At 50.1% G+C, this 24,552-nt stretch carries 18 protein-coding genes; 8 read left to right on the top strand and 10 right to left on the bottom strand.

Annotated elements, in window-relative coordinates; all coding sequences use genetic code 11:
• Positions 1 to 1,248 precede the first annotated feature (1,248 nt).
• Positions 1,249 to 2,709 (bottom strand): IS4 family transposase, encoded by a 1,461-nt coding sequence (locus tag EL633_RS11750; protein ID WP_161982015.1) that lies wholly within the window; start codon positions 2,707 to 2,709, stop codon positions 1,249 to 1,251.
• Between the two features lie 1,096 nt (positions 2,710 to 3,805).
• Between EL633_RS11750 and ftsH the strand changes: the two genes are divergently transcribed.
• A complete protein-coding gene (ftsH, locus tag EL633_RS11745) occupies positions 3,806 to 5,833 on the top strand; it encodes an ATP-dependent zinc metalloprotease FtsH (protein ID WP_126627361.1) in 2,028 nt (675 codons plus the stop codon).
• Between the two features lie 79 nt (positions 5,834 to 5,912).
• On the opposite strand, the gene EL633_RS11740 is transcribed toward ftsH, so the two are convergent.
• The 3 genes from EL633_RS11740 to EL633_RS11730 form a co-directional block, all read right to left on the bottom strand.
• A complete protein-coding gene (locus tag EL633_RS11740; protein ID WP_126627360.1) occupies positions 5,913 to 7,865 on the bottom strand; it encodes an FtsX-like permease family protein in 1,953 nt (650 codons plus the stop codon).
• Positions 7,852 to 8,673: an ABC transporter ATP-binding protein gene (locus EL633_RS11735; RefSeq protein ID WP_281275877.1), complete on the bottom strand. Its 822-nt coding sequence runs from the start codon at positions 8,671 to 8,673 to the stop codon at positions 7,852 to 7,854. Before EL633_RS11735 ends, EL633_RS11740 begins: the two co-directional genes overlap by 14 nt.
• A 185-nt stretch (positions 8,674 to 8,858) precedes the next feature.
• Positions 8,859 to 9,341 (bottom strand): PaaI family thioesterase, encoded by a 483-nt coding sequence (locus tag EL633_RS11730; protein WP_126627359.1) that lies wholly within the window; start codon positions 9,339 to 9,341, stop codon positions 8,859 to 8,861.
• 409 nt (positions 9,342 to 9,750) lie between these two features.
• Here EL633_RS11730 and EL633_RS11725 point away from each other — a divergent pair, with 409 nt between their 5' ends.
• Positions 9,751 to 10,788, top strand: coding sequence for a prefoldin domain-containing protein (locus EL633_RS11725; RefSeq protein ID WP_126627358.1), 1,038 nt, complete (start codon positions 9,751 to 9,753; stop codon positions 10,786 to 10,788).
• 64 nt (positions 10,789 to 10,852) lie between these two features.
• On the opposite strand, the gene EL633_RS11720 is transcribed toward EL633_RS11725, so the two are convergent.
• A complete protein-coding gene (locus tag EL633_RS11720) occupies positions 10,853 to 11,710 on the bottom strand; it encodes a phosphatase PAP2 family protein (protein WP_126627357.1) in 858 nt (285 codons plus the stop codon).
• A 459-nt stretch (positions 11,711 to 12,169) separates the two neighbouring features.
• Here EL633_RS11720 and EL633_RS11715 point away from each other — a divergent pair, with 459 nt between their 5' ends.
• A complete protein-coding gene (locus EL633_RS11715; protein ID WP_161982091.1) occupies positions 12,170 to 13,054 on the top strand; it encodes a GNAT family N-acetyltransferase in 885 nt (294 codons plus the stop codon).
• A 150-nt stretch (positions 13,055 to 13,204) separates the two neighbouring features.
• Here EL633_RS11715 and EL633_RS11710 read toward each other — a convergent pair whose 3' ends face one another.
• A complete protein-coding gene (locus tag EL633_RS11710; protein WP_126627355.1) occupies positions 13,205 to 14,452 on the bottom strand; it encodes a 3-oxoacyl-ACP synthase III family protein in 1,248 nt (415 codons plus the stop codon).
• A 173-nt stretch (positions 14,453 to 14,625) separates the two neighbouring features.
• Positions 14,626 to 15,033 carry a zinc-ribbon domain containing protein gene (locus EL633_RS11705; protein WP_246039121.1) on the bottom strand — a complete coding sequence of 136 codons (408 nt, stop codon included), beginning with the start codon at positions 15,031 to 15,033 and terminating at the stop codon, positions 14,626 to 14,628.
• Between the two features lie 317 nt (positions 15,034 to 15,350).
• Here EL633_RS11705 and EL633_RS11700 point away from each other — a divergent pair, with 317 nt between their 5' ends.
• Entirely contained in the window at positions 15,351 to 16,091 is a 741-nt protein-coding gene (locus tag EL633_RS11700; RefSeq protein WP_161982090.1) for an MBL fold metallo-hydrolase, read from the top strand.
• 102 nt (positions 16,092 to 16,193) lie between these two features.
• Here EL633_RS11700 and EL633_RS11695 read toward each other — a convergent pair whose 3' ends face one another.
• Positions 16,194 to 17,513 (bottom strand): FHA domain-containing protein, encoded by a 1,320-nt coding sequence (locus EL633_RS11695; protein ID WP_126627353.1) that lies wholly within the window; start codon positions 17,511 to 17,513, stop codon positions 16,194 to 16,196.
• A gap of 334 nt (positions 17,514 to 17,847) precedes the next feature.
• Here EL633_RS11695 and EL633_RS11690 point away from each other — a divergent pair, with 334 nt between their 5' ends.
• Entirely contained in the window at positions 17,848 to 18,111 is a 264-nt protein-coding gene (locus EL633_RS11690; RefSeq protein ID WP_218027465.1) for a PLDc N-terminal domain-containing protein, read from the top strand.
• A 94-nt stretch (positions 18,112 to 18,205) separates the two neighbouring features.
• Here the strand turns inward: EL633_RS11690 and EL633_RS11685 are convergent, their stop codons facing one another.
• Positions 18,206 to 19,021 (bottom strand): hypothetical protein, encoded by an 816-nt coding sequence (locus tag EL633_RS11685; RefSeq protein WP_126627351.1) that lies wholly within the window; start codon positions 19,019 to 19,021, stop codon positions 18,206 to 18,208.
• Positions 19,022 to 19,205: 184 nt separating this feature from the next.
• Here EL633_RS11685 and EL633_RS11680 point away from each other — a divergent pair, with 184 nt between their 5' ends.
• Positions 19,206 to 19,823 carry a PadR family transcriptional regulator gene (locus EL633_RS11680; RefSeq protein ID WP_126627350.1) on the top strand — a complete coding sequence of 206 codons (618 nt, stop codon included), beginning with the start codon at positions 19,206 to 19,208 and terminating at the stop codon, positions 19,821 to 19,823.
• 2 nt (positions 19,824 to 19,825) lie between these two features.
• Here the strand turns inward: EL633_RS11680 and EL633_RS11675 are convergent, their stop codons facing one another.
• A complete protein-coding gene (locus EL633_RS11675) occupies positions 19,826 to 20,629 on the bottom strand; it encodes an MmyB family transcriptional regulator (RefSeq protein ID WP_126627349.1) in 804 nt (267 codons plus the stop codon).
• Positions 20,630 to 20,821: 192 nt separating this feature from the next.
• On the opposite strand from EL633_RS11675, the gene EL633_RS11670 reads away from it, so the two are divergent.
• A complete protein-coding gene (locus EL633_RS11670) occupies positions 20,822 to 22,585 on the top strand; it encodes a long-chain-fatty-acid--CoA ligase (protein WP_126627348.1) in 1,764 nt (587 codons plus the stop codon).
• Positions 22,586 to 22,645: 60 nt separating this feature from the next.
• Positions 22,646 to 24,439, top strand: a complete 1,794-nt coding sequence (locus EL633_RS11665) for an acyl-CoA dehydrogenase FadE (RefSeq protein ID WP_126627347.1) — start codon at positions 22,646 to 22,648, stop codon at positions 24,437 to 24,439.
• Positions 24,440 to 24,552: the final 113 nt, after the last annotated feature.

The following is a 24,552-nucleotide window of genomic DNA, read 5'->3' as shown; positions in this document are numbered from 1 at the left end:
GAAGGAAGCGGGTCGATAGGAGACTGGGCCACCACGCTGCGGCGGGTGGCAAACGGCCGCTGAGGGCCGTAACTACGGGGACGTGGTCGTGGTGCCGCAAGGGGATTGCCCTACATCTTTCGTTTTTTCTTGTTGCGTGTTTGAAGATGGAATAAACCTTCATGCTTGAAATAGAGAAAAAGTACCTGGGAGTGACTATTGTAGGGCAATCCCCTTGCGGGTTGCCGTCTCCTCGGCTTACGTCAAGGTTCCTGAGCATGATTATGTCGGGCTTCTATATCGCTAGGTGAGCTGTGTTGGGCCTTGCGTGTGGCGCCCACTCCACGTACGAGACACTCACCAGCCACGTCAAACCAATGCACAAAATCATGAATTCCACAACAGACCCTAAGACACATTACAATCAATTTTTAAAGCTTTTATGACACCAACCACTAATTCATCGTTATGCTAACCAGAAGAACTCCTATAGGCCTTAGAATCGCGAATAGCGGCATTATACGTTTCACCACAAAAATATACTCCTGTCAGAGCATCATGGTTCCCTCACAGCATCAGCAGAATCTCACAGCATCTTCAGACCATGCTCTCTCACGTGGTCCGACATGCCTGGATAGTTGTCGTTCTGGCTTTTCACAGCGACTGATGCTCCCTCTTTTTCCGCCCGTCACCAGGATCTGATCTCAGCAACTTAAGACATTTAAGAACTTAGACGCTAGAGACATGTGCAAAAATGTCTTAAGTTGCTGGTTAAACCCTGTTTTTAGCTCGCAACTTAAGACATTTAAGAACTTAGACGCTAGAGACATTGGCAGAAATGTCTTAACATTGCAAAAGTATGGTATGAAAGCGTTTCATTTTCTTTTTATGGGAAAATTATCTTTTTTCTATTTTAATTAATTTATTATAATAACATACATACGTAAGTGTAACGTGGAATGAAGAATATAAATGTCCAAGACAGTCCACCTCATTCTTGCACAGCCTGATTTACGAAAATGACATGTCTCCTCATAACTTAAGACATTTTTGCCAATGTCTCTAGTGTCTAAGTTCTTAAATGTCTTAAGTTGCGAGCTAAAACACCTTTTTACCAACAAATTACGCATGAGCGCACGATATCTCGACGTGAGATAAGCTCTCCGTCTCTTGGGGGAGAACCATCCATGCACGAAAGCAGGTGATGGTCATGGAGACGCGCTCAATGGGAGCAACGTAACGGCAGGGCTTGTCCCCAATACTTTCAACTTAAGCACTTTTTGTGTCCGGGAGAGATGCGTCCTGCGTTCCCATCTCCCGGACATGAATGACAACAAAAGAGAGATAGGTGTCCGTTTTTTCGAAGGGAGCTGGCGCTGGCTTCCCTCGTTTTTTTGGCTTGTGTTTGTTATAGACCTGTTTGATTTCTCTTCGATTGTTCCGCAATATGGGGTCAGGCAAGACATGCGTACTCATCTCTTGTATCATTCGATCGAGGAGCGGTTCGCGATGCTGCTGACTCCATGTTGCGACCCGCTCGACCCGCAGGCGCAACTCCTCTAATGCGTGCTTACAACTCAACCTGCAGGGATCAATGCCTGCCTGCTCCCCCGCTTTGACCATCCAAAATCGCAGATTGTAATGAGCCAGCAGCAGAGCATACACTTCTTGCTTGACCCCGTCGGGCTTTTTCGCACGCAGCACTTTGACCTGCTCATGCAACACACTTTTGAGTTCTCGGATCATGAGCTCCACCTCCCAGCGTTGCTGATAGAGCTCGATGAGCTCATGAGATGGAGACGCTTTCTCATCTAACAACGTGGTGACCAGCCGATAGAGGCGTCCTGGCTTCCCGAGGCGCTCATCGGTGAGGGTGTATTCGATCACTCGCACGGTCTGTTTCTCTGTGGCGCGATACGTGGCTTTGCGATTGGGGTTGAGGATCGCCAGGTAGCTTCCATCAGAAAGCTCGGTATGCCGATGGCGTAAGCTCGTACGGGAAAGCCCACAGAGCACATGCGCATTCTTTTCTCTGGCCTCTTGTGCTAACATCCCACTGAAGATGCCACAATCGCCGAGCACGAGCATCCCTTGCACCACCGATCGCATGACCTCACGCACTCCATGCGCTTCAGCCCAATGGTAACCTCCTAATGCAGCAGCGATGACGGCATGACTGGCACATTCCATGAGCATCACGGCACGCACCTGAGGATAGGCTCCTTTGCCGTATTGGTTGCTTGATCGACCGAAGGCCGCATCATTGGCTGGGGTATCAGCAACATTGAAGAGCGTGCCATCAATGGCCATCACCCGTAATCCCTGGTAAAAGGCGCTCGGGGTTGTGAGGGCATCACCCAGCGGGCGGCAAGCACGCTCCAGCAATTGGCGAAAGGGATCAGATCCTAAGCGTGCACGTTGTGCGGCTAAGGCTTGAGCCGACATATGGTGCTCACGCATGGTGGGATGCAGATCCATCAGCCCATCGACAAGCTTTTTCCAGACCTGTTGCTGGCAAGAGCGACGCCAGTAAGAACAACAACATTGGAAGAGGATGATGCTCAGGCGCGTACACTGACGCACACGCCGAGGTCGACGCTTGGTCTGCTGGTGGGAAGGCACGCCAAAGATATCAGCAATGAGCGTGGCAGGGAAACAGGCCTCGAAAACATTCATATCAATCAAGGCGCAGATCTTGTCATTGGGGCCCACATGGCGTAAGCTAGGCATGAAGAAGTTCCTTTCATCAAAAAACAGGACGTAGATTCTTCTGTCTATGACGAAGTGAGAACTTCTTTTTCTCATCAATCCCTCTTTTTTCTCATGCTTAAGTTGAAAGTATTGGGGCTTGTCCCTGCTCCAGTTCACGTACGACGCGTCCCCGAGACACGTGATCATCGTGAGGCGAGCCTGACGAAACAGATGGACTTGTGCCCAATACATCTCACGTAGGGATTTATAACCTGGACAGGATCATGTTGAAGCGACCAAACCGTGTGGCGAGGAGACGGCCTACGTCAAGGTTCCTGATCATGATTATGTCGGGCTTCTATATCGCTAAGTGAGATGTATTGGGTCTTGCGTGTGGCGCCCCTCCACGTACGACACACTCGCCAGCTACGTCGAAGCTACGCGCAAAAAAGATGAATTTCACAATAGGCTCCAAACGGCGCCAGGATCAATTCATGAGGCTTTTAAAATATATTCACTATATCTACCATATTATCAATATAAATGCCTCATAATGGCATTAAAATAGCAAATAATAGCACTGTATGATTACACATAAAATCATTATGGTAAGAGCGTTATCATTCTCCAACATAGCGGAATCTCTTGCCCCTAATGCATGTTTACGCATTAAACATCCTTAAACAGGTGTTCGTGCTGAGGTTGGCGTGTGCGGGTGCCTCGAGCCTCTTACGTGTTCGTGGTCGTACGTGGTACTGGACGCAGGGACGAGCCCTGCCGCTACTTGCTTTTATACGAATGAGTACTACTCACCCAAATTCTGCAACAGATAAAACGAAACTACGTATAAAAATCAGGACAATTCCAAGTGCAAATTGTCTCCGAAAAATCAATGTAAGACGTCTAATACCATAGTAAGGAAATGCAGACACCAACCTTTCCCATATCCGGTCCACCACAACAGTCAGAGCAAGACTTACAAAAATCCTTGCAAAGAATGACCCTGAGTGATGCATTTCCACTATCAGTGAGATATAATATGGGATGTTACCATAAGAGGCCAATAATATCTTCCGTATGCATTCAAAAAAGTGTGATAATGCATGTCAAGGGCCAAGAAAGCAGGTAATTTGCAATGGAACAAACGCCGGAAAATGTATACTGGCTACAAAACGGCAACGATAGACAGTCACCGCGTCCTGGCCCTACAGGTAGACCTAACGGGCAAACGCCACAGCAACGACCATCGAACAACCTCACAAAATGGCTGCTCGTCATTATTGGGGTTATGCTGGTTTTGTACATAATCAATATCTTCAATAATAACTTTGGCAATGCGGGCAATGCCAACCGTACAGATCTGTCTTACACAAATTTCCTGGAACAGATTAACCACGGCAATGTGAAAGATGTGAACATTATTGGTACGTCTGACATTACTGGCACGCTTAACCAGCCCGTTAATAATCAGAAGCAATTTCATACGTACCAATTGCCAAATGGTGATCCGCAGTTGTCACAGTTGCTCTATAGCCACAATGTGACCTTCAGGTATCAGCCACCACCAGACAATTCGATCTGGCTGAATCTGGCACTCAATATTGTGCCCTGGCTTTTCTTAATCGGTCTCTTTTTCTTCTTTACACGCCGATCATCCCAGGGACAACAGGGCATCTTCAGTTTTGGCAAGAGCCGCGCGAAGTTGATCCTGGAAGATCGTCCAAGTACGACGTTCGCGGACGTTGCTGGTGTGGATGAGTCGAAATATGAGCTGCAAGAAGTTGTAGAGTTCCTGAAGACTCCTGCCAAGTTCCAACGCCTGGGTGGTAAGATTCCTCGCGGTGTCTTGCTCGTAGGCCCTCCGGGAACTGGTAAGACGCTACTGGCCCGTGCCGTGGCCGGTGAGGCAGGTGTGCCGTTCTTCTCTATGTCCGGTTCTGAGTTCGTTGAGGTACTGGTTGGTGTGGGTGCGAGCCGTGTTCGAGATCTATTTGAGCAGGCGAAAAAGACTTCTCCCAGTATTATCTTCATCGATGAAATTGATGCCGTTGGTCGCCAACGTGGCTCCAGTATTAATACAAACGATGAGCGTGAACAGACGTTGAACCAGTTGCTGGTTGAGATGGATGGCTTTGATAATCGTCAGGCTGTGGTGGTTATCGCCGCAACCAACCGACCAGATGGATTGGACCAGGCTCTACTGCGTCCCGGCCGTTTCGATCGCCGTGTGACGGTGGATCGTCCGGACTGGAATGGCCGTCTGGCTATCCTGAAGATCCATTCGCGCAAGGTGCCTCTGGCCAGCGATGTCAATCTGGTTGCGGTAGCTCGTTCTACAACTGGTATGGTTGGTGCTGACCTGGCAAACCTGGTCAATGAGGCCGCTTTGCTAGCTGCGCGCCGTAACCGCGACAATGTAGATCAACGCTGCTTCGATGAGGCCCTGGACAAGATCCTGCTTGGCGCTGAGCGGCCTCTGGTCCTCAGTGATAATGATCTGAATGTCACCGCCTATCACGAAGGCGGACACGCCCTCACTGGCCTGCTGCTCGAGGGCACGGATCCTGTTACCAAGGTTACGATTGTACCACGCGGTCAGGCATTGGGTGTCACCATGTATACGCCTCTAGACGATCGCTATAACTACTCGAAAGAGTATTTATTGACCCGCATCGTAACGGCTCTGGGTGGACGGGCCGCTGAAAAGGTCGTGTTTAACCGTATCACAACCGGTGCTGAAAACGACCTGCAACGTGTCACACAGATCGCCCGGCAGATGGTGACGCGCTGGGGTATGAGCGAGCGCCTGGGTACCGTTTCGTTTAGTGAACGCGAAAATCCCTTCTCCGGCGGTGGTGATACCGGGGCGCCCACGGATTATAGTGAAGAGACAGCTGAACTGATCGATGACGAAGTCAATCGTATCGTTGGTGAAGCCTATCAAGAGGCACTACGCTTGCTCTCAACCTACCGACCAACCCTGGATCGTATCGCACAGGATCTGCGTCGCTATGAGACCATCGATCAAAAACAATTGCATGCCATCATGGAAGAGACTGGCGCTCCTGTTGCGCCTTCACAATTCCATGTAGGACAGCAAGCTGTTACCGCACTGGCTCCTCCTCCCCCAACAGAGCCCGTTGCTCCAACAGAGACACAATAGTAGTAATACAAACAAAGAACGGGGCCGCTCATCTATCACAGGTGAGCGGCCCCGTTCCTGTTTGTGTCGCTGGCGCTAGCTATGCCATACTCAGACGAAGACGACGCAGGTAGTTGATGAGTGCTGCCAGGTAGTAGATACCAAAGCAGCCTGCGTAGATAAGGCTGGTGATACCAAGCGCGGACCAGATGATCGGGATAATGGGTACCGGGACTTTCATCAGGAATAGCAGATCTATGGTAGCCACCGAACTATGCAGAACTGCGACCAGGACCGGTAAGAAGAAGAGGATAAGGAATTCGCTACCAATAATGCGTAGCGCTTCACGTTTACGTAAGCCGACTCTCCCCAGGGCTGCAAACTGGAGCTTATCTTCATCCTGCTGGGTGAAAATCTTGAAGTAGAGGGCGCTGCCAGCCGCAAACAAGAAGAGCAATGACACAAAGCCGCCCGCGAATAATAATGCTGACAATAACTGTAGCACAAAGATTGATCTCTCTACCGCCGCCAGTGAAAGATTATTACGATCATGAAAGGTTTGCTGCAGCGTTGTCACAGCCAGGCTTTTCTGTTGATTATCTGGAAAGAATAAGCCTTGCAAGGTCCATTGCTCTTTAGCAGTAGCATTTTTTTGTATTTCCTGAAACAGTTGATTGTTCACAATCAATACACGTGCGGTCACCGCTAGATTTCCATTGATCACGCGCGCTCCCCCACGCTCAATGGTCAGGGACCACTTGTGGTTGCCACTCTGTACTTGCAGTTGATGATCCCGACCAATGGAAAGGGGCGCCAGCGATTCCGCAAAGTATTGCAATGTCTGCGGCTCCTGAAGGTATCCCTGTGAACCTTGCAGGGCTGGAATCTCTGGCAGGTCACTGGCATACTCTGGATGCACATGCAAGATGGTTGTACGCATGCTTTCAAAACTTGAGCGGGAAATAACCGTGACAGGCACATCCTTTATCTGGCAAGCAACCAGCTCAACTTGAAATTCGCCTTTCATGGTTATATGTTGCGCCACCAGCGCTTGGTGGATTTGCTGCGGGTTGGCAACCAACGGCTGTGACTTATGGTCTTGCAACAACATATCTACCGGATTCACCTGATGGTTGCCATTCTCCAGGATTTGTAAGAAGCCATAGATCGCGCCCATAGCGATCAGCACGGAAGCATTTAAAATGGTGACCACGGCCAGCATGCGCGCATAATCTTTGATGCGGTAAGAAAGGCGCGAAACGATGAGCACGTTGATGCCATGCAGTGGCAACTTTCTCACATACGTCAAAAGCATCACCATAATCTGCCCAAACAATAAAAAAGTACCCAGCATAGCTAACAGGACAATGGGGATGGCATTGAGAAGAAACATACTACTAAATTGGATCGCCATGTCGTACGCGCCACCCAGACACAGTAGTCCCAGCACCACCATAAGCCATGAGGGACGCGGCGGCGTTTGTTGCACACGTGCCCCTAAGATCAACGTCCGTGGTGTACGTCTGGCGACGCGCCAGGAGATAAGACCGGCCTCCAACAAAAAGACCAGACCAAAGAAGATCGCGGTAATAATCAATGCCACCATTGGCAACTCAAAAGGGATCGCATCTGGTAAGCCAAGCACAGCTTGCATGGCCCAGAAAAATGGCTGCGTGCCCAACACGCCCAATGCCATCCCCAGGATAAGAGCCACACTACCAATACAGATACTTTCTAGAAATATCAGCCGCCCAATCTGTCCCGGCGTCATTCCTAATGTCATCAGCAGGCCGAATTCTTTGTTGCGTACCCGTATCAATGAAGCATGAAAGAAAAAGATGAAGAAGATGGCAAAGCAGGCAATAATAAAGATACAAATGACCATCACGACTGCGACCATTTGTAGCGCTGAAAGTGAACCTATGTGTGAATTAAACACGAAAATGAAGAACATGCTGAATACCATCACCGATAACGTACTGGACAATAGATAGCTAAGGTAACGGCGCATATTATGCCAGATGTTCTTTAAGGCCAGGCTATTCCAATCCATTGTTGCCCTCCAATTGCGCCAGCAAGTTTAGAATATGCTGAAAGAAGCGTTGCTGATCACCTGTACGTTGCAGACTCTGGAAGACGACTCCATCTTTAATGCAAACGACACGTTGACTATAACTGGCTGCCAGGGGATCATGGGTGACCATGAGAATTGTGGCCTGCAAATCGCGATTCAGACGCTGGAATAGCGCGAGTAAAGCACGCGCAGAAGCGGAGTCCAGGTTTCCGGTTGGCTCGTCCGCCAGTATCAGGGCGGGACGATGGACGATGGCGCGGGCAACGGCGGCCCGCTGTTGTTGTCCACCAGAAACTTCATAGGGATAGCGCTTGATATACGCTTCGATACCCAGTAGTCGCATTACTTCTTCAACGCGCTGCGTAATAGTATTCCCCTTCATACCATCCAGACTGAGGGGTAGGGCGATATTCTCACCCAGCGTGAGGGTATCTAATAGATTAAAGTCCTGAAAGACAAAACCGAGCTGCCGCCGTCGAAACAGAGCCAGACGGTCAGCGGTCATCTGCGTGATGTCCTGGCCCTGTAGAAACAGTGATCCAGCAGAAGGACGATCCAGTCCAGCCAGCAAATTTAGCAATGTACTCTTACCACTGCCTGAAGGTCCCATAATACTGACAAACTCGCCAGCATGGATATGCAGATCCAGACCATTAAGAGCGGTGGCAGCTACTTTATTGCGCGTATTGCTATAAACTTTTGTCAGACCATGGGCGCTTAGAATATCAATCGCAGGCATACTACCCGCAACCGGAGGTACTTGCTGTGAATTTTGCATAAATTGCATAAACATCTTCCTCTCTGTCAAGCAAATTCATCAATATTATCTGTCCATGAATAAGCTTACAGAGAAGTTGTCACATGTGTATCATGCAGATGTCGCAATTATGTCGCAATCATAGTAGCAGAAAAGATCAGCAGAGGTGGCTGGAGAGACATAAGTATGAGGCGCGATTTCTCTCCAGCTCACAATTAATTTTCTTCGCTCTCAAAAAAGGCTCGCATACCAGGATACTCTTGCATCATGGTATCCAGAAGCTCTGGCGTCAGGGCCATAAAGGTTCCCTGAGCTTCGGCCAGGACCACGCTTTCGTCTTCTGCCAGCGTGAGTTTTCCACTGGCCTGGACCATACGGCCGCGCCTGGAGACTAATGAGGCGCGCACACGCAGCAAAGGACCATAGGGAACATAACGGCGATAGCGAATATCCAACCGTCCAGTCATAGTCCAGGTAGGTTTATCGGCCAGCACTGAAGCGCGATTAAGACCTTCGTCTAACGCCGTAGCAATGATGCCACCATGAATGACGCCAGGAAAGCCCTGGTGCTCTTCTCGGGGTCGAAAATCAGATACAACTGTATTCTCTTCCGTACGGAAAGTCATTTTCAAACTAGAGGGATTGTGCTGACCGCAGGCAAAACAACGTTGGTAATCGGTTGTGTCATTGAGATCCATGAAGAAATTTGTCCTCCTTAAGACATGGGCATTTCCTTGAGTTTATCACACAATACCGCGCACCGCCCCCATAACGTGAATGTGTTCTCTGCTCATCACGAACCATCCCCCGTAGTTACGACCCTGAGCGGTCGTTTGCCACCACGCTGCGGCGGGTGGCAAACGACCGCTCAGGATCGCAGCTACTTATTCTCTATTTGTGGTAAATGTTATATACTATGAATTACACCTATTTTCCAGGACCGGCATCACTCTACATTCTCACCTCTGATCTCTGAGGAATAGAGACCTACGTCCAGAGATAGGAAGAGGGATGAGACGGAACAAAGATAGTGTTCGTGTCATATCAAAGGCATGGAGCATATCTTCTATTGCGGTTTGAGCATCGTAGTTAGATAAGGATAAGATCATGGCCAAGACTATAACGAAGGACCAAAAAGTATCATCCCAGGATGATGTGCTGAAGAAGCGCAAAAAAGATGCCAAAAAAGAAGCGAAAATGATGCTTCAAGTTGAGCAAGCCAAAAAAGATGTGCAAAGAGTTGAGCGCAAAATTCAAAAGGCTCAGGATACCTTAAAGGTTCATACGGACCGTCTTCATGAGTTGGAAGGTGCCCTTAAACAGCTCCAAGTATCGACCCCGGCACCAATAGCAGATGATGCACCTAAAGCTAAAAACAAGAATAAGTCAGCTACCGAATCCAAGAACAAGCCAACCGCCGAAGCTAAAGGTGAGTCCAAAGCTGACGCTAAAAGTGATAAGAAGAAAAAGAAAAAATCAGCCACCGAAGAGGCCCCAGCCTATGAAGGTCAACCTTTAGATCCTGGTGATTCTTATCAGAATAGCGCAAACGTTGAAGCCTTGCATTTATCATCACCAGAACCGGCCGAGGGCAGAACTGATTTAAGCGATAACACAATTTCTGCCTCTGAAATATCCACACAAAAGGATGTGCAGGCGGTCTGGTCGGAACAGTCAGCGACCAATGATACAGCCAGCGCTGAAAAGTCCACCACCAGCACACCGATTGAGGCTATTCCGACAGCGCAACCGGCTGCATCCAATACTGCTGAAATACATGGAAACTTGTCGATTAGCCCGGCGCCCGATGAAGTAAAAATCACCTCTAACCAGAGTAGTATGCCTATCGAGACCAGTGATGTGCATGCATGGCCGCCACCTGCGGTACGTGAAGAGCTAGCCGAGTCGGTCACGACAGAGCCAACCAATGGCGAGACCGCGTCAAAATCGTCTACTGATACTGATGCGGATAAGACTGATGCGGATAAGGCAGAGGCACATGATGGTGAGGATTCCGGTACACATCGTACTCCCCGCCATCGTAACACACGTATAGCAGCAGCACATAAGCACGATCAGCAGAATGGCAATGGCTCCCAGGAACATGCTCCCGCCTCTGAAGAACAGAGCAGCGATAAAGCATAAATAAATCCTTCAAAAATGTGGTGTGAAATCGTGTGCAAAGCACACAATTTCACACCACATTTTTTTACGCATGCTTATCTATAGCATGTTGAGGTTGTTGGCGCTGGGACTGAGGCTTTGGATCCAGCAGATGCTCCTCTGGCTTCTGGAAGCGCGGTGTCATTACTCCCCGGTTCTTCAAGTACATGTAGAGCCACAGTGCTAAACCTAAGAGTAGTCCACCAAACATATAACCACCGATTACATCACTGGCCCAGTGGTCGCCCAGATAGATTCTGGATGGTCCAACCATCACGACAAAGAAGGCGGGAATAATTAGCAAGGCATAGTGCCACCAGCGATCTCGTTTGAATAAGATCAAACCCAGTGAAAAGATTAATCCCCAGAACGCGACATAGGACATCACATGCCCGCTTGGAAAACTCTGGCCGCTTGCACGCTGAAGAACATCGACCAGATTTGCGGTAGGCCGTGGCCGACTGACAACATATTTCAAAAGGATATTAATTGGAGTCGAGACGGCAGATAACCCGATCACAAAGAGGGCTTCGAGCCGTAATCGTACCAACCAGAACGCCAGAGCGGCCAGAATGATCAGGCCAATGGAAAGGATTGGCTGGTTGCCAGGATAACTTACAGCGGCCATCAAGTTATGCAGAAACGGATTCTGATTTTCCTGGAATTCCTGTGTGATGAAGACATCTACCGGCAAAATTGGATTTACATGCACAAACCAGGCCAGACCAGCAAAGGCGACGAAAAGGACCAGATACGTAATAATTAAGAAGCGTACGCGCCTCGACACACGATACCAGGGTTCACGACCACTCGCTACCTCTTCCTGAGCTTTTTCGACAGTTTCCTGCATATTTTCTTGCATACTATCTTTGTTTTTATTATCTATTGGGTCTTGCTGCTTCATCTCTTCGACCTCTCAAAGTTTGAAAACTATTGTATTAAATGATATAAATTCTTATCCCCACGGATAGAAATAGCTAAGATACTAGGATTACGTGCGCTTTAACCAAAAGGTTTCTTGTCTAAAGTGCTGGCTAGCACTTTGTCAAACTTCGTTTGCGGGGTGGTTCGCCCGCTACGCAGGCGGGAGGGGGGAGAGTTGCCGGGGGCACAGCCCCCGAGCCCCCAGTCAAGGGGCTCGCCGCCCCTTGCATCCCCGCTTTTCCAGCAAATGGAAGATGACAAGGACACAGCCCCTGATCCCCCAGTCAGGGGGCTCGCCACCCCTTGCATCCCCGCTTTTCCAGCAAAGGGTGGCTGGCACACTACTAGTTAGCGGGGATGTTGGATGGTGTTAAGGCATGTTATTATGAGTAGGGATGATCATACTATATATAAACTTAACGACTATCGAGGAATATCAATGTCACATATAGAAATTCGGCCAGCACAGCCGGAGGATCGGGCAGCGGTGCTGGCTTTTTGTACTCACACATGGGATTGGGGGGATTATATTGAGCAGGTATGGGATGATTGGCTGGTGAATCCTGCTGGACAACTACTGGTAGCAACACTTGATCAGCAGCCTGCTGGTATTGTGCATATACAGATGCTGAATGAGGCTGAATCATGGTTGGAGGGTCTGAGGGTAAATCCTGACTATCAACGTCAGGGTCTCGGACAGGCGCTGAATGAGGCGGCGATGGTTGAGTCGATGCGCCGTGGCGCAATCACCATCCGCCTGGCGGTCGATTCACGCAACACGGCCTCGATCCGACTCTCTGAACGCTTGCATATGCGTCGGGTCGGTGAGTTCTCGCTGTATATGGCACCTCCCTTTGCATCTCTCCCTAAATCCTCCAGCCAGCAGGCGTTACAATTAGCGACACCAGAGGATCTGGACGTTATTATTGATTATCTAAATGCTTCAAATATTTTCCCTCTGGTTGGAGGCGTCTATTATGCGCAATTCAAGGCGCTACCGATTACAGGGGAGTTACTGACGCAAAAGATAGACGCGCAACAGGTCTATCTCTTGAAGCGCTGGGAGCGCCTGGATGGTCTGGCACTGACTGAAATCCGTGAGGAGAATCAGGAGCAACGTCTTTCAGTAGGCTATCTGGATGGCACGGCCATTGAGGCGATCAGCATAATTGCCTATGAATTGCGCCGCCACGTGACCGAGCTAGAATTAGATCGTGTACGCGTCTACGCGCCACAAACGCTTCTTATGCATGATGCCTTTGATGGCGTGGAGTACGAGGCAAATCCAGCCATTTTCTATACCTACGAGCGTGGCCTGATCTAGCAGTATGTCAGCCATCATTTCATGGGAAAGCGGGGTTGCAAGGGGCGGACAGCCCCTTGACTGGGGGCTCGGGGGCTGTGCCCCCGGCAACTCCCCCCTTATCGCCCGCATAGCGGGCGAACTACCCCGCAAATGAAGTTTGACCAAGTATCAGGCTGGATTTAAAGCGGCCTCTGGATTCTTCAAGCCATTGTAACGTAAAAGCCAGCAGCCATAGTTCAGGCCACCGCCAACGGCTGGTAGGGCCAACCATTGTCCTGCCTCCAGACGGCCTTGCCGTAATAGTTCAACCAGAGCCAGGGCGATACTGGCATTAGACATGTTTCCGTAATAGCGGAAGTTGTCAACCAGTTTATTCATGGTCTCTTCAGGCCAACCAAAGTCGTGAATTAAGAGTTCTCCCATGCGTCGCGTAATGCGCGAATTGGCCTGGTGGGGCACGATATGGGCCAGCTCTTCAGGTTTCAAGCCTGCGTGACGGCAAAGGGCATCGACACACTCAGCCATGGCTCGTGGTGCCTCACGGTAGACCTCTTTACCATTCATCTTGGTATAGCCCACCATATATTGGGAGAGCAATTTGCTCAACTCTTCGCCACGACCCTCGTTATAAAGCTGGCGAATCTTCATGTCTACCTCCGCCATCTCAACGGCGTCTTTACGCAGTGGTGTTTGATAAAGAAGGGCTTGCGCCTGCCTGGCATCCGAACCGTTAATCACATAGGTATCTTCATCACCGCGCTCAATCACAAATGCGGCCGCACCTTCCCCAAATAACGAACTCGTCTTCCAGTCCAAAATATGCATGATGTTGGGGAGGAGCGCTTCGCTAGCAACCAGCAGGACGCGTTTAGCGGTGCTGGCCATCAAAATCTCACTGGCGACCTGGAAGCCTTCAGCCTGACAGGCACAGGCCCCCTTGAGCATCGTTGAACGCAATGGACCCAGTCCCAGGCGATGCGTAACCAGTCCGGCGATCGTCGGGAAGGCATCATTATCAGAAGAGGAGATGCCGACAACGGTATCAATATCGCTGGCTTGTAGACCAGCGCTGGCCAGCGCGCGTTCAGCGGCGATAACCGCCATATCTACCATCGATTCTTCCTGGGGTGCGGCTGGATCTTCAATCAAACCCGGGGCATCGGCTCCGGCCATGGCCCGGCAAAGTTCAAGCGTACTGCTACGCACATGTCGTGTCTCTAATCCAGTTACGCGCTCCAGATCTTCTGCGCGGCGAGGACTACCAAGGCGGGTGGAAATATGGGCAAAAAATTCATTGGTAATCACACCTGCAGGCACATATGCGCCGAGACCAACCAGTCGAACTTTGGCTTGCGTAAAAATATGGGGAATAACATACGAGTAGTTTGGCCACTGGCCAGCATCGGTAACTGTCATTGAATGCAAGACCTCCAGTAGTGAGGATAATAAGAGCGCGTAATTTCTTATTAGTATATCATAAAGCGCTCTTATCAGCCGAAAAAACAGACAAAAAGGGGGTCAGGTGCCGCACCCCCAGGCGCGGAGCCACCTGACCCCTTTACTATTTTCTTAAGGAAATACGCTACACTTTACCAGCGATCCCGTCGGTCCCGACGATCATTGCGGTCGCGGCCACCACCACTGTAGCTATCACCACTATTGCTGTAGCTGCGGAAGTCATCACGGCGCGGCTGTGATGCACGCTGACTCTGGAAACAATCACTGCAATACACTGGACGATCTTCGCGTGGAATAAATGGAACGGTCGTTGCGCGTCCACAGGATGCACAAACGGCCTCGTGCTGCTCACGTGGGGCCCGTGGAGCACTGGATTGCTGGCCGCCTCGTCGTGCTGCGCGGCAGCTTGGGCATCGGGATGGGGAATTGGTTAGACCTTTGCTAGCATAAAATTCCTGTTCTCCGGCTGTAAATGTAAATTCCTGGTTACAATCTCGGCAAACAAGCACTCGATCCCGGTAGCCCTCGTTAAACATCATGGGTGGATTTTCCCCTTCTTAAATTACAGATGTTCCATCTTACTTATACGACTCTTATTACAGTGGTGATCGAAAAGAGGAGCGCTCATCTTTACTGATAGGTTGAAAAATGATATACCTCTCCTGGTGGTTATCAGGCTGTGACTGCTATGCGACCGGAGGACGGAACGAAGCCGGGGCTAGACTTTACATACCAAATGGGATTTTTCCCTAACCACTACTCTCATTGTAACATATTGATTGCCAAAATGCAGTATATCCTTGACCCTAATGCTAGGATATACTTATATTTCTATTGTGATTGCTGGAGGGACACCTTGGGTTCTGACTATATATATCAGTCACAAGATGATGAGCGGCTCCTTCATTTTCGCCAGGTACATACGATTACTGATCGTTTTTCTATGGCGAATACGTATCTCATCAATGATGAGCGCATGATTGTTGTTGATCCTGGCACAGAACTAAATGTCCGCCAACTACAATCTTATCTCGACCATTTTTTGCATCGAACACTGGATCAGATTGATTTGATTGTCCTGACCCATCTCCATCCTGATCATACCTCAGGAGTTGAGGCACTCCGTAAGATTTGTGCTGCACCTGTGGCTGCGTCCGCAGTGGTACATCATCTGCTAGAGGGTACACGACACAATTCATCTTCAATGGCGCATCTGGCTGAACATCTGCTCACAGGCCCCTTACAATATTTCGATCTATTTCCACCTGTCTATGAGCGTCAATATAAACAGGTTGATATCTGGCTTGAGGATGTGGTGGGACTCCCGGGCCATCCCGATTGGCGCGTCATTGCCAGTCCAGGCCATACACCTGAAAGTCTCTGTCTCTATAATCCTTTTACGCAAGAACTTTTGTGTGGAGATACGGTGATTACAATTCAGGGTGGGGCTCCCCTCTTACGGGGAAGCACGAATCGCCAACAACTAGGGGAGACCTTGCGCGTACTGCGTAGCCTGCAGGTCCATTATCTTTATCCAGGCCATGGACGCCCGATCCTGGCTCTCCATCCCCTCACAAATGTCGACGTCGAATGGTGAGCCATGCCATCGTAACGGCAGGGCTTGCCCCTGCGACCTGTTCACGTCTGCTATGCCGCTCAAGACCGAAGCGCGTCCAACCTCGGGCTTGTGCCTGGTCGTTTAGTGTGGCTTGCTGCGGCTGGGTAGTCGCAAGGGGACCGGTCCACTCATGGATTTTGTAACCGGAATCGGCGGCATGGTGGTATTACTTAAACGTGACACCTTGCCGTATCCCAGGCGAATATCACCTACACGGATGATGTCTCCAGGTTTGATTGGACCAGGAGCGGTAATCAGTTGGTCATTGATAAATGTTGTGTTGTGATCGGCCATATCCTGTAGATATACATGTCCGGCATGCTTGATGATACGGGCGTGCAGTGGGGCAACAGAAAGGTCATTCAGCATGATGGTGCATTCAACTCCACGACCAATCGTATTAATTGGACCTTCCAGGGTGATGCGCTCACCCGCACGTTCGCCGCTATTAATTACAAGATAATCGGCGTCCGGATGCATGGTACCCTGTGGAAATAAGTCATCGGCATCTGCCTCAACTGGCTTGCCTTTATCCAACTGCATGGCAGCCGGTAGCGGACCACTGGTATCGGGATCTGCTTGCAGGTCAGCGCTTGAGCGCCAGGTGTGATTGACCAGTGGATCATACTGGTCGGCGAGGATTTCTTTCTGTTCCGCGAGGATAAAGCTGAAGCGCTGATCCCCAATCTCGATGATATCGTTGGAGGAGATCAGGACCGTCCCCTGTACACGCTCCCCGTTCAACTGGACTCCATTGAGGCTACCGCAATCGGTGAGGCAGATCTGGGCATTGTGCCAGGCCAGTTCCGCATGATGGCGGGAGGCCTGCTCATCATCCAACCAGATATCACAATCCTCGTCCCGACCAATGGTGGCGATTGCACGCTTCAAGGCCAGGCGCTGCCCCTGGAAATTGCCATTCTTGTATTCCAACCACCCCCACGGGGTATCTTCGCGAAAGACATATGGTGCCAGACTGCCCGGCTGATAGCGTGGTGGCTGAAGTGTCGTAACCGGCTGCTGATCTGTGATAGGCTGACCACTCTGCGGCTCAGTTGGAATCTGCGACTTACTGGACGTGGAGGCTACAAGCCAATGCATGATGGCTGCGCTTAGAGGTAACAAACAGCCACACAGAAAAATATAGGTCAGGACACCCCAGCTCTCCAACCCCGGTACCTGAGCCTTCGGATCAAGGACACGCAGGCGATACCAGAGGAAGACCGGCACGAGCAAGAGCAAGGCCACAATACAGGCCAGGATCGCGACCAACATATGTGAGTTTTTGCCGCGTTGACGCACTGTCTTTATCCATGCGCTCACCGCGATGGACACGATACAACAGGCCAGGCTGCTATAGCCAAGTGAGGAAACGAGTGAAGAAAATTGCAAAGTGCTCATGGTTAGTTTCCTCCCAGTTTGACTGAGTATTGATATGAATATCTCTTCAGAGAGCGTACTGAAAGGAATGCGCACACTGTCAACATACGAAGTACTGACCTCTGTTAGTTATGCATTTGAAACCCCGACACCTTACCATCACAACAAAAAGGGCCCCCACATCTGGGAAGCGACTTTCGCTGCAATCATATCATCTTGTATCACAACGGGCAAATAAATGGGACTTGTGGGGGAGATTAATTTTGATACTTTCTGCTTTATGACGTCCATTATTATGTGAGAAAGATTTCATAAATCTCTGTAATGATCTCTATAAAAAAAGGATTTGATGGATATGACTACAGTGAATGGTGGCGCTCCAATTTTTGGTTTGATATTCTTTGGCTTTTATTGCATTTTTGGAATTGTGGGTATACTGAGTACCGTTTTTTGGATCTGGATGCTGGTGGATTGTTTGAGGAATGAACCGGCGAATAGCAATGATAAGGTGATCTGGGTGGTGGTGATCGCGGTAACGCATGTGGTGGGTTCAATCATTTACTTTTTCATGCGCCGTCAACCACGTATCCGCCAGGCTCGTCAGGGTAATATACTTTGACGCTTTCCAGTGTGTATAGACAGAAGCGGGTGAGTCGTCAGGACGATTCACCCGCTTCTGTCTATACACAAAGTTTTTCGTATGGAATTAACGTCTAGTGAACATGTACGTCCAGGGCTCCGTGCTCACGAAGGATCTTGATGGCTTCTTCACGACGGGCATTATCCTGAATGGTGATAATGGTGTGACCAGATTTGATGTCTTCGGCGTATTGGCGGGCATGTTCGTGTGGAATCCCCATCTCGGTCAGGGTACCAAGAAAACTACCTGCGACACTCCCGACTGCGCCTCCGCCTAGCGCAGCGGCAACAATACCTCCGGCGACTATTGGTCCAATACCTGGTAGAAATAATGCGGCTGCGGCTGCTCCCAGTGCTCCACCCACAACTCCACCTGTAATAATGCTGGCGCGCTCATCTTGCTGATGTTCACGCTCACTCTCAGCACTTTCAGCACTTTCAGGCACTTCGGTTGAGGTTGAGGTTGCGGGCAACGGTTCGGCCACGCTCTCCCCTGCTACGGTCCCATCTGTTCGTAAGGCATCGTCTGGCCGTTTGACGGGCTGATTATCTTCTTTGGAACCAGGATAGGGCAGGTGATCCAATGCTTCTTCAGTGATTGGCATGACGGTTGCGAAGACGTTTGAGGCATCGGCAGGACCAATGAAAGGCACTAATAGGATATCGGCGGCCCCGATCAGGCCTCCGATGATACCACGGGCAACTGCTTTTGGTCCGTGTCCATGCTGTACATGTTGCCTGGCCTGTTCCGCGTGTTCATCAGGTGTACGGGCAATAAAGCCCAGTTGATTTTCATCAAAGCCGGCCTTAATCAAGGCATCCATGGTACCAACTACCGCTCGGCGGTCCTCGAAAATACCGACTATAACATTCTTTTCAGCTTCGGGCATAATGGCTACATCCCCTCTGTATTTAATTCTCTCTATCATATACGTACTGACGGCGCCAACCATATATACAATACAACATGACTATTAATTCTAGATCAAGGCTCAGGCTAGATGCATCCATACAAAGATAGTGTTATAATAGCCACCAACGATTTCAAGGTGAACCAGATGAGAGAAGTAGTCCATGCGTGAACAACTAGAGAGCTTTATTGAAGGTAATGAAAACGGGGAGAGCCTTTCCCGTAACACGTTACGCTATATTATGCTTGGCCTGCTCTGGGCTCGCCCAATGAGCGGCTATGATATTAAACAGACATTTGAACGGGCCATTGCCAGTTATTGGAATGCGGGCAATAGCCAGATCTATACAACCCTCAAGAATTTGCATCAGGCGGGCTTGATCGACGCTGAGGTGATTGTGCAGACCAGTCGACCGAACCGTAAGGTCTACCGTCTGACCGAGACTGGTCAGGAGGAGTTGTCGCACTGGTTGCAGGAGGGTGTACCCGAACGCTTTACAAAGGATGAGTTTCTGGCCAAGCTTTTCTTTTGTGGCGAGACAACGGATGACGTGGCGCTGGTACACCTGCGCGATCACCGCGAAAGCTTGCTCACACAACTGGCCCATATGGAATGGGCTCGCCGTGAGTATGGCTCCCGCACGGCTCGCCGCCCCCATCTGCTGGAGTATCAGTTGCTGGTCCGTGAATATAAAGAAGCGGTCCTTAAAGCCGGCCTGGAAGTGACTGAAAACGCCATTACGCGCATCGAGAAACGGCTGGGTCCTACTCCAGCAGAGTAGGACTAATCAGGCTGCCAGCCATGGGTGCGATAAATATCCAGCGTCTGCTGATCTCCCGGTACATAGCTGACCATCGAGTAACTTGAGAGGTTGGTGAAGACGGTCGTGGCAGTCCGCAGGGTGATCCGTCCCAGTTCGCTATGCTGGATCTGAAAGACAAATGAGGGAGCGGGCTTGCTGCGCGTGTAGACGGAAGAGGCAATACGCCGATATTCTGGATAGTCCCGTAGCACCTTGACCAAAGCTTTGTATTCGGCCAGATGCGTGGATGTGCGCGTGTTATACATAAAATCAGCCACCAGTCGGCGCGCAAGGTTCTCCCAGCCATGAAAGCGCTTACGCATCTCTGGATCAAAGACCAGGCTCAACAGGTGGATATGCTGGTTGCGGTTCATCATGGCTTGCGTCTCAAATAATTGGATCGCCGCATCGTTCCAGGAATGTAAGAACCACAGATGGTCCAATGAATGGGCTGGATACGAGGTGTTATTGACCAGTAAGCGGGCCAGTTCTCCTAGATCTAATAGTGTGCTCTCTAATTGATCGGCATCCACAAATTGGCCGGTTTGTAGGCGATAGGCTTCAAAAAATTGAATGCGGTCCTCGGTCGAGAGCTCCAGTACACGCGCGATATTCTGCACAACCGGAGGCGAAGGATTCGCACGCTGCCCCGTTTCTAAGTGGTAGACATAGGTGCGCGATAATTTTGTGGCCTGGGCGAGTTGTCCTTGCGAAATGCCTCGCCTCTGACGATATTGAGTGACCAGTCTGGCAAATGTTGAATGTTGTTGTGAGTTGTCAATCATCCCTTATCCTCAACGCTGACGTTCCGTTAGCTACCTGCTCATTATGACGCAAAAATTGTTAGCTGGCAACATGTTCATCTTCTCTTGAGCAACATATAATTGTAAATAGTGGGTTGTTGCTTGTAGGTAGCGACAGAGTTGTCGCCCAGGTATCCAATAGCGGATGCCCCTATGGAGAGGAGCTATTACCGAATGTCTGACCCGTCGTTAATACCCAACACACAGGCAGAACAGCACTCCAACGAACAAGCGTTTGAAGCGTCTTCTTATCCCTGGTTCCAACATTATGATCATGGTGTTCCTGCACACCTTACTATACCTGAGCGACCACTCACATCCCTATTGGATACGGCTGCTAAACGGTATCCCAATCAGGCCGCTTTTGTATATTATGGCACGAAGGTTACCTATGCTCAGTTTTCGCACCAGGCGAACCGCTTTGCGATTGAGCTACAACGCTTAGGAGTGCAAAAAGGGGACCGTGTCGCTATCGCTCTCCCCAATATTCCTCAATTTCCCATCGCTTTCTACGGCGCGCTAAGGGCTGGCGCGGTCGTGGTGCCGACAAATCCTTTGTATACTGAACGCGAGATGCAACATCAACTGGCGGATTCAGGTGCGAAGGTTCTGGTTGTATTGGATATGTATTATCCTATTATACGCAATATTCGCAACCAGACGGCATTGGAACATGTCATTGTGACGAATCCAGCAGATTTTCTTCCACCGGTTCTGCAGATGCTTTATCCTTTGAGTCAAAAACGCTCTAAATTACCGCAGCCTGCGTTGACGAAAAAGGAGTTGGAGGAAGATGCAATTCTGCATGCTATGCAGCCTATTCTCAAGTCACGTGCCAGGGTAGGCATTGAGTTGTTTAACCTGCCCGTTCCTATTGCCAGCGACGATCTGGCGGTGCTGCAATATACCGGTGGCACAACTGGCCTGTCAAAAGGTGCGATGCTCACCCATCGCAATCTCCTGGCAAATGCGATGCAGACACGCTATTGGGTGCCAAAAGCACAGGATGGCAAAGAGATAGCATTATGCGTCGCACCTTTCTTCCATGCGTATGGCTTGAGCGTCGGAATGAATTTATCCATTCTGGCGGCTTCAACGATGATTCTCTTGCCACAATTTAAAGCGAAAGATGTTCTGGATGCCATTCATCGCTATCATCCAACGATGTTTCCAGGCATTCCCACTATGTATGTTGCCATTATGAGAGAGGCAAGTAAGCATCCTGAATATCTGGAATCGGTCAAGTATTGTATTAGCGGTGCGTCCCCACTGCCCGCTAAGGTGCAGTCGGACTTTGAGACGATTACCAAAGGCAAGCTGGTCGAGGGCTATGGCCTGAGCGAGGCTTCACCCGTCACACACTGTAATCCTCTCTCTGAGAAATCACGCAATGGCAGTATTGGCCTGCCTTTACCCGAGGTTGAGTCGGCGATTATTGATGGCACAACCGGTGAACTACTTCCCATCGGCGAGGTGGGAGAGGTAGTGGTTAAGGGTCCAAACATTATGCAGGGCTACTGGAAGCGTGACGAGGAGACACAGAATATCTTTATCAATGGCTGGATGCGTACTGGCGATATCGGCAAGATGGATACGGATGGCTATTTTTATATTGTAGAGCGCGCCAAGGATATGATTATTGCCAGTGGTTTTAATGTGTATCCTCGCGAGATCGAAGAAGTTCTCTATCATCATCCTGCCATCGCTGAGGTAGCGGTGGCCGGCGTTCCTGATACCTATCGTGGCGAGACCGTGGTGGCCTTTATTGTGTTGAAGGATGGCAACCAGCCCTCGGAAACGCTGGAAAAGGACATCGTGGCCTTCTGTAAACAACGCCTGGCCGCTTATAAGGTTCCCAAACGCCTGGTCTTCCGCCCTGATTTGCCCAAAACGCTGGTGGGTAAAGTCTTACGTAGAGAGTTACGCAAACTTTTATAGCGCACTATAGTTTATAATTGCTTCTATGGCATGCGTATAATTCAAAGGAGAAAAGTGATCATGTCCACATCAATCAAGCCTACTGAGTCCGGCACAGCTTTCCTGACCAATTCGGTCGCTGATTCGGCATCCAGGATATTTACACTGGAGGAGCGCGATGATGAGCAGCGCTGGATTGAAGAGTCGGCGCATACGTTTGTGACGCGCGAGGTACAACCAAAAGTAGAGGCAATCGATCGCCAGGAGCCTGGTGTGATGCCAGGACTGGTGAAGCAGGCCGGTGAACAGGGTCTGCTGATGGTCGATATTCCTGAACAATATGGTGGCGCGGAACTGGGTTTGCTGACCAGCGCTCTGGTGGCGTCCCAGTTAAATGAAGCTTCGTTTAGCGTGGCCTTTGGCGCCCATACCACGATTGGTACGCTGCCGATTGTCTATTATGGTACCGAGGAGCAGAAAGAGTTTTATCTACCAAAACTTGCTTCCGGCGAATGGATCTCCGCTTATGCACTGACCGAGCCAGGGGTTGGTTCCGACGCGATGGGCTTAACGACGCGGGCGGCACTTTCAGAGGATGGCGAACATTATATTCTCAATGGTACCAAACAGTGGATCTCGAATGCAGGCTTCGCTGATCTCTTTGTGGTCTTTGCACGCATTGGGGATGAGCGCCCTTCGGCCTTTATTGTTGAGGCCACCTGGGAAGGTGTCTCGACGGGTCCTGAAGAAAATAAGATGGGCATTAAAGGCTCGTCGACCCGTCAGGTTATCCTGGAAGATGTGAAGGTGCCGGTCAAAAATCTCCTCGGCGAGATCCACAAAGGCTATAAAATCGCTTTCAATATTCTGAATATTGGTCGCTTGAAACTGGGCGCCGGTAGCGTTGGTGGCTCCCGTTCAGCGCTGAAACTGGCTGCAACCTATACAGCTGAGCGTAAAGCTTTTGGCAAGTTCTTGCACGAATTTGGCATGATCAAAAAGAAACTGGCTCGTATGGCTGCCGAGACATATGCCGCTGAAAGCGAAGTGTTCCGCACGGCCAGCAATATCGCGCAGGCACAGAAGAGTGCGGGCGCGGATACTGAGACGGTCTTTAAGTCGATTGAAGAATATGCCATTGAGGCCTCGATCGCCAAGGTACATGGTAGTGAAGTGCTGGCCATGGTGGTGGATGAAGGCGTGCAGATCTTTGGTGGCTACGGCTTCATGCATGAGTATCCTATCGAGAAGGCTTATCGGGATGCACGTATCCAGCGTATCTTTGAGGGTACCAACGAGATTAACCGTATAGTCGCGGTCACAACACTGTTCCGCCGTGCCCTGGCCGGAAAGGTCGATCTCATGACCCGCTATGGCGAGGTTGAGGCCCGCATGAAGGCCGAGCAACTCCCCGCTGGTGTGGCCGAAGAGGTTCCCGCTGAACTACGTGACGCGGTGAATACACTTGAGCGCGCGAAAGATGCCACGATCTACGCGACCATGCAGATTGCCCTCAAGTATATGCAAAATCCTCAGGCACTGGCCGAGGAGCAGGAATTTATCGAGTATCTGGCCAACCTGATGATCGATCTCTATGCCTCTGATAGCGCTCTGGCACGGGCGATCAAGGTAACGACTCAGGGTGATGAGAATAGCGCAACCCATATCAAACTGGCCCAACTGGCAACCTGGTCGGCCCTGACACGTATCCGCGGTAACCTGGATCAATTGATCCAGACTTATGTGGATGAGAAGCGGGCGGAAAAGGTACTTGGCCGTGTACGTACCTACGTGGGCGACTATATGCTCAATGGCGTTCAGGTGCAACGTGAGCTTGCCGCACTGGTTGTTGAGAAACAGGGTTACCCATTGTAATCCGTTCTTGCTTGCTCTGACCTCCCGGAGCATTGAAAGCTCAGGCTTGTAGGATTTGTCTTTCTAGCTTTCTTTCTCGTTTGGTCGTAAGCCTTTGCGGCAACCAGCCCACG

The sequence above is a fragment of the Dictyobacter alpinus genome (genome assembly GCF_003967575.1).
Taxonomy (GTDB): domain Bacteria; phylum Chloroflexota; class Ktedonobacteria; order Ktedonobacterales; family Ktedonobacteraceae; genus Dictyobacter; species Dictyobacter alpinus.
The sequence above is the reverse complement of the archived record's forward strand: the minus strand, read 5'-3'. Positions and strand labels throughout refer to the sequence as shown.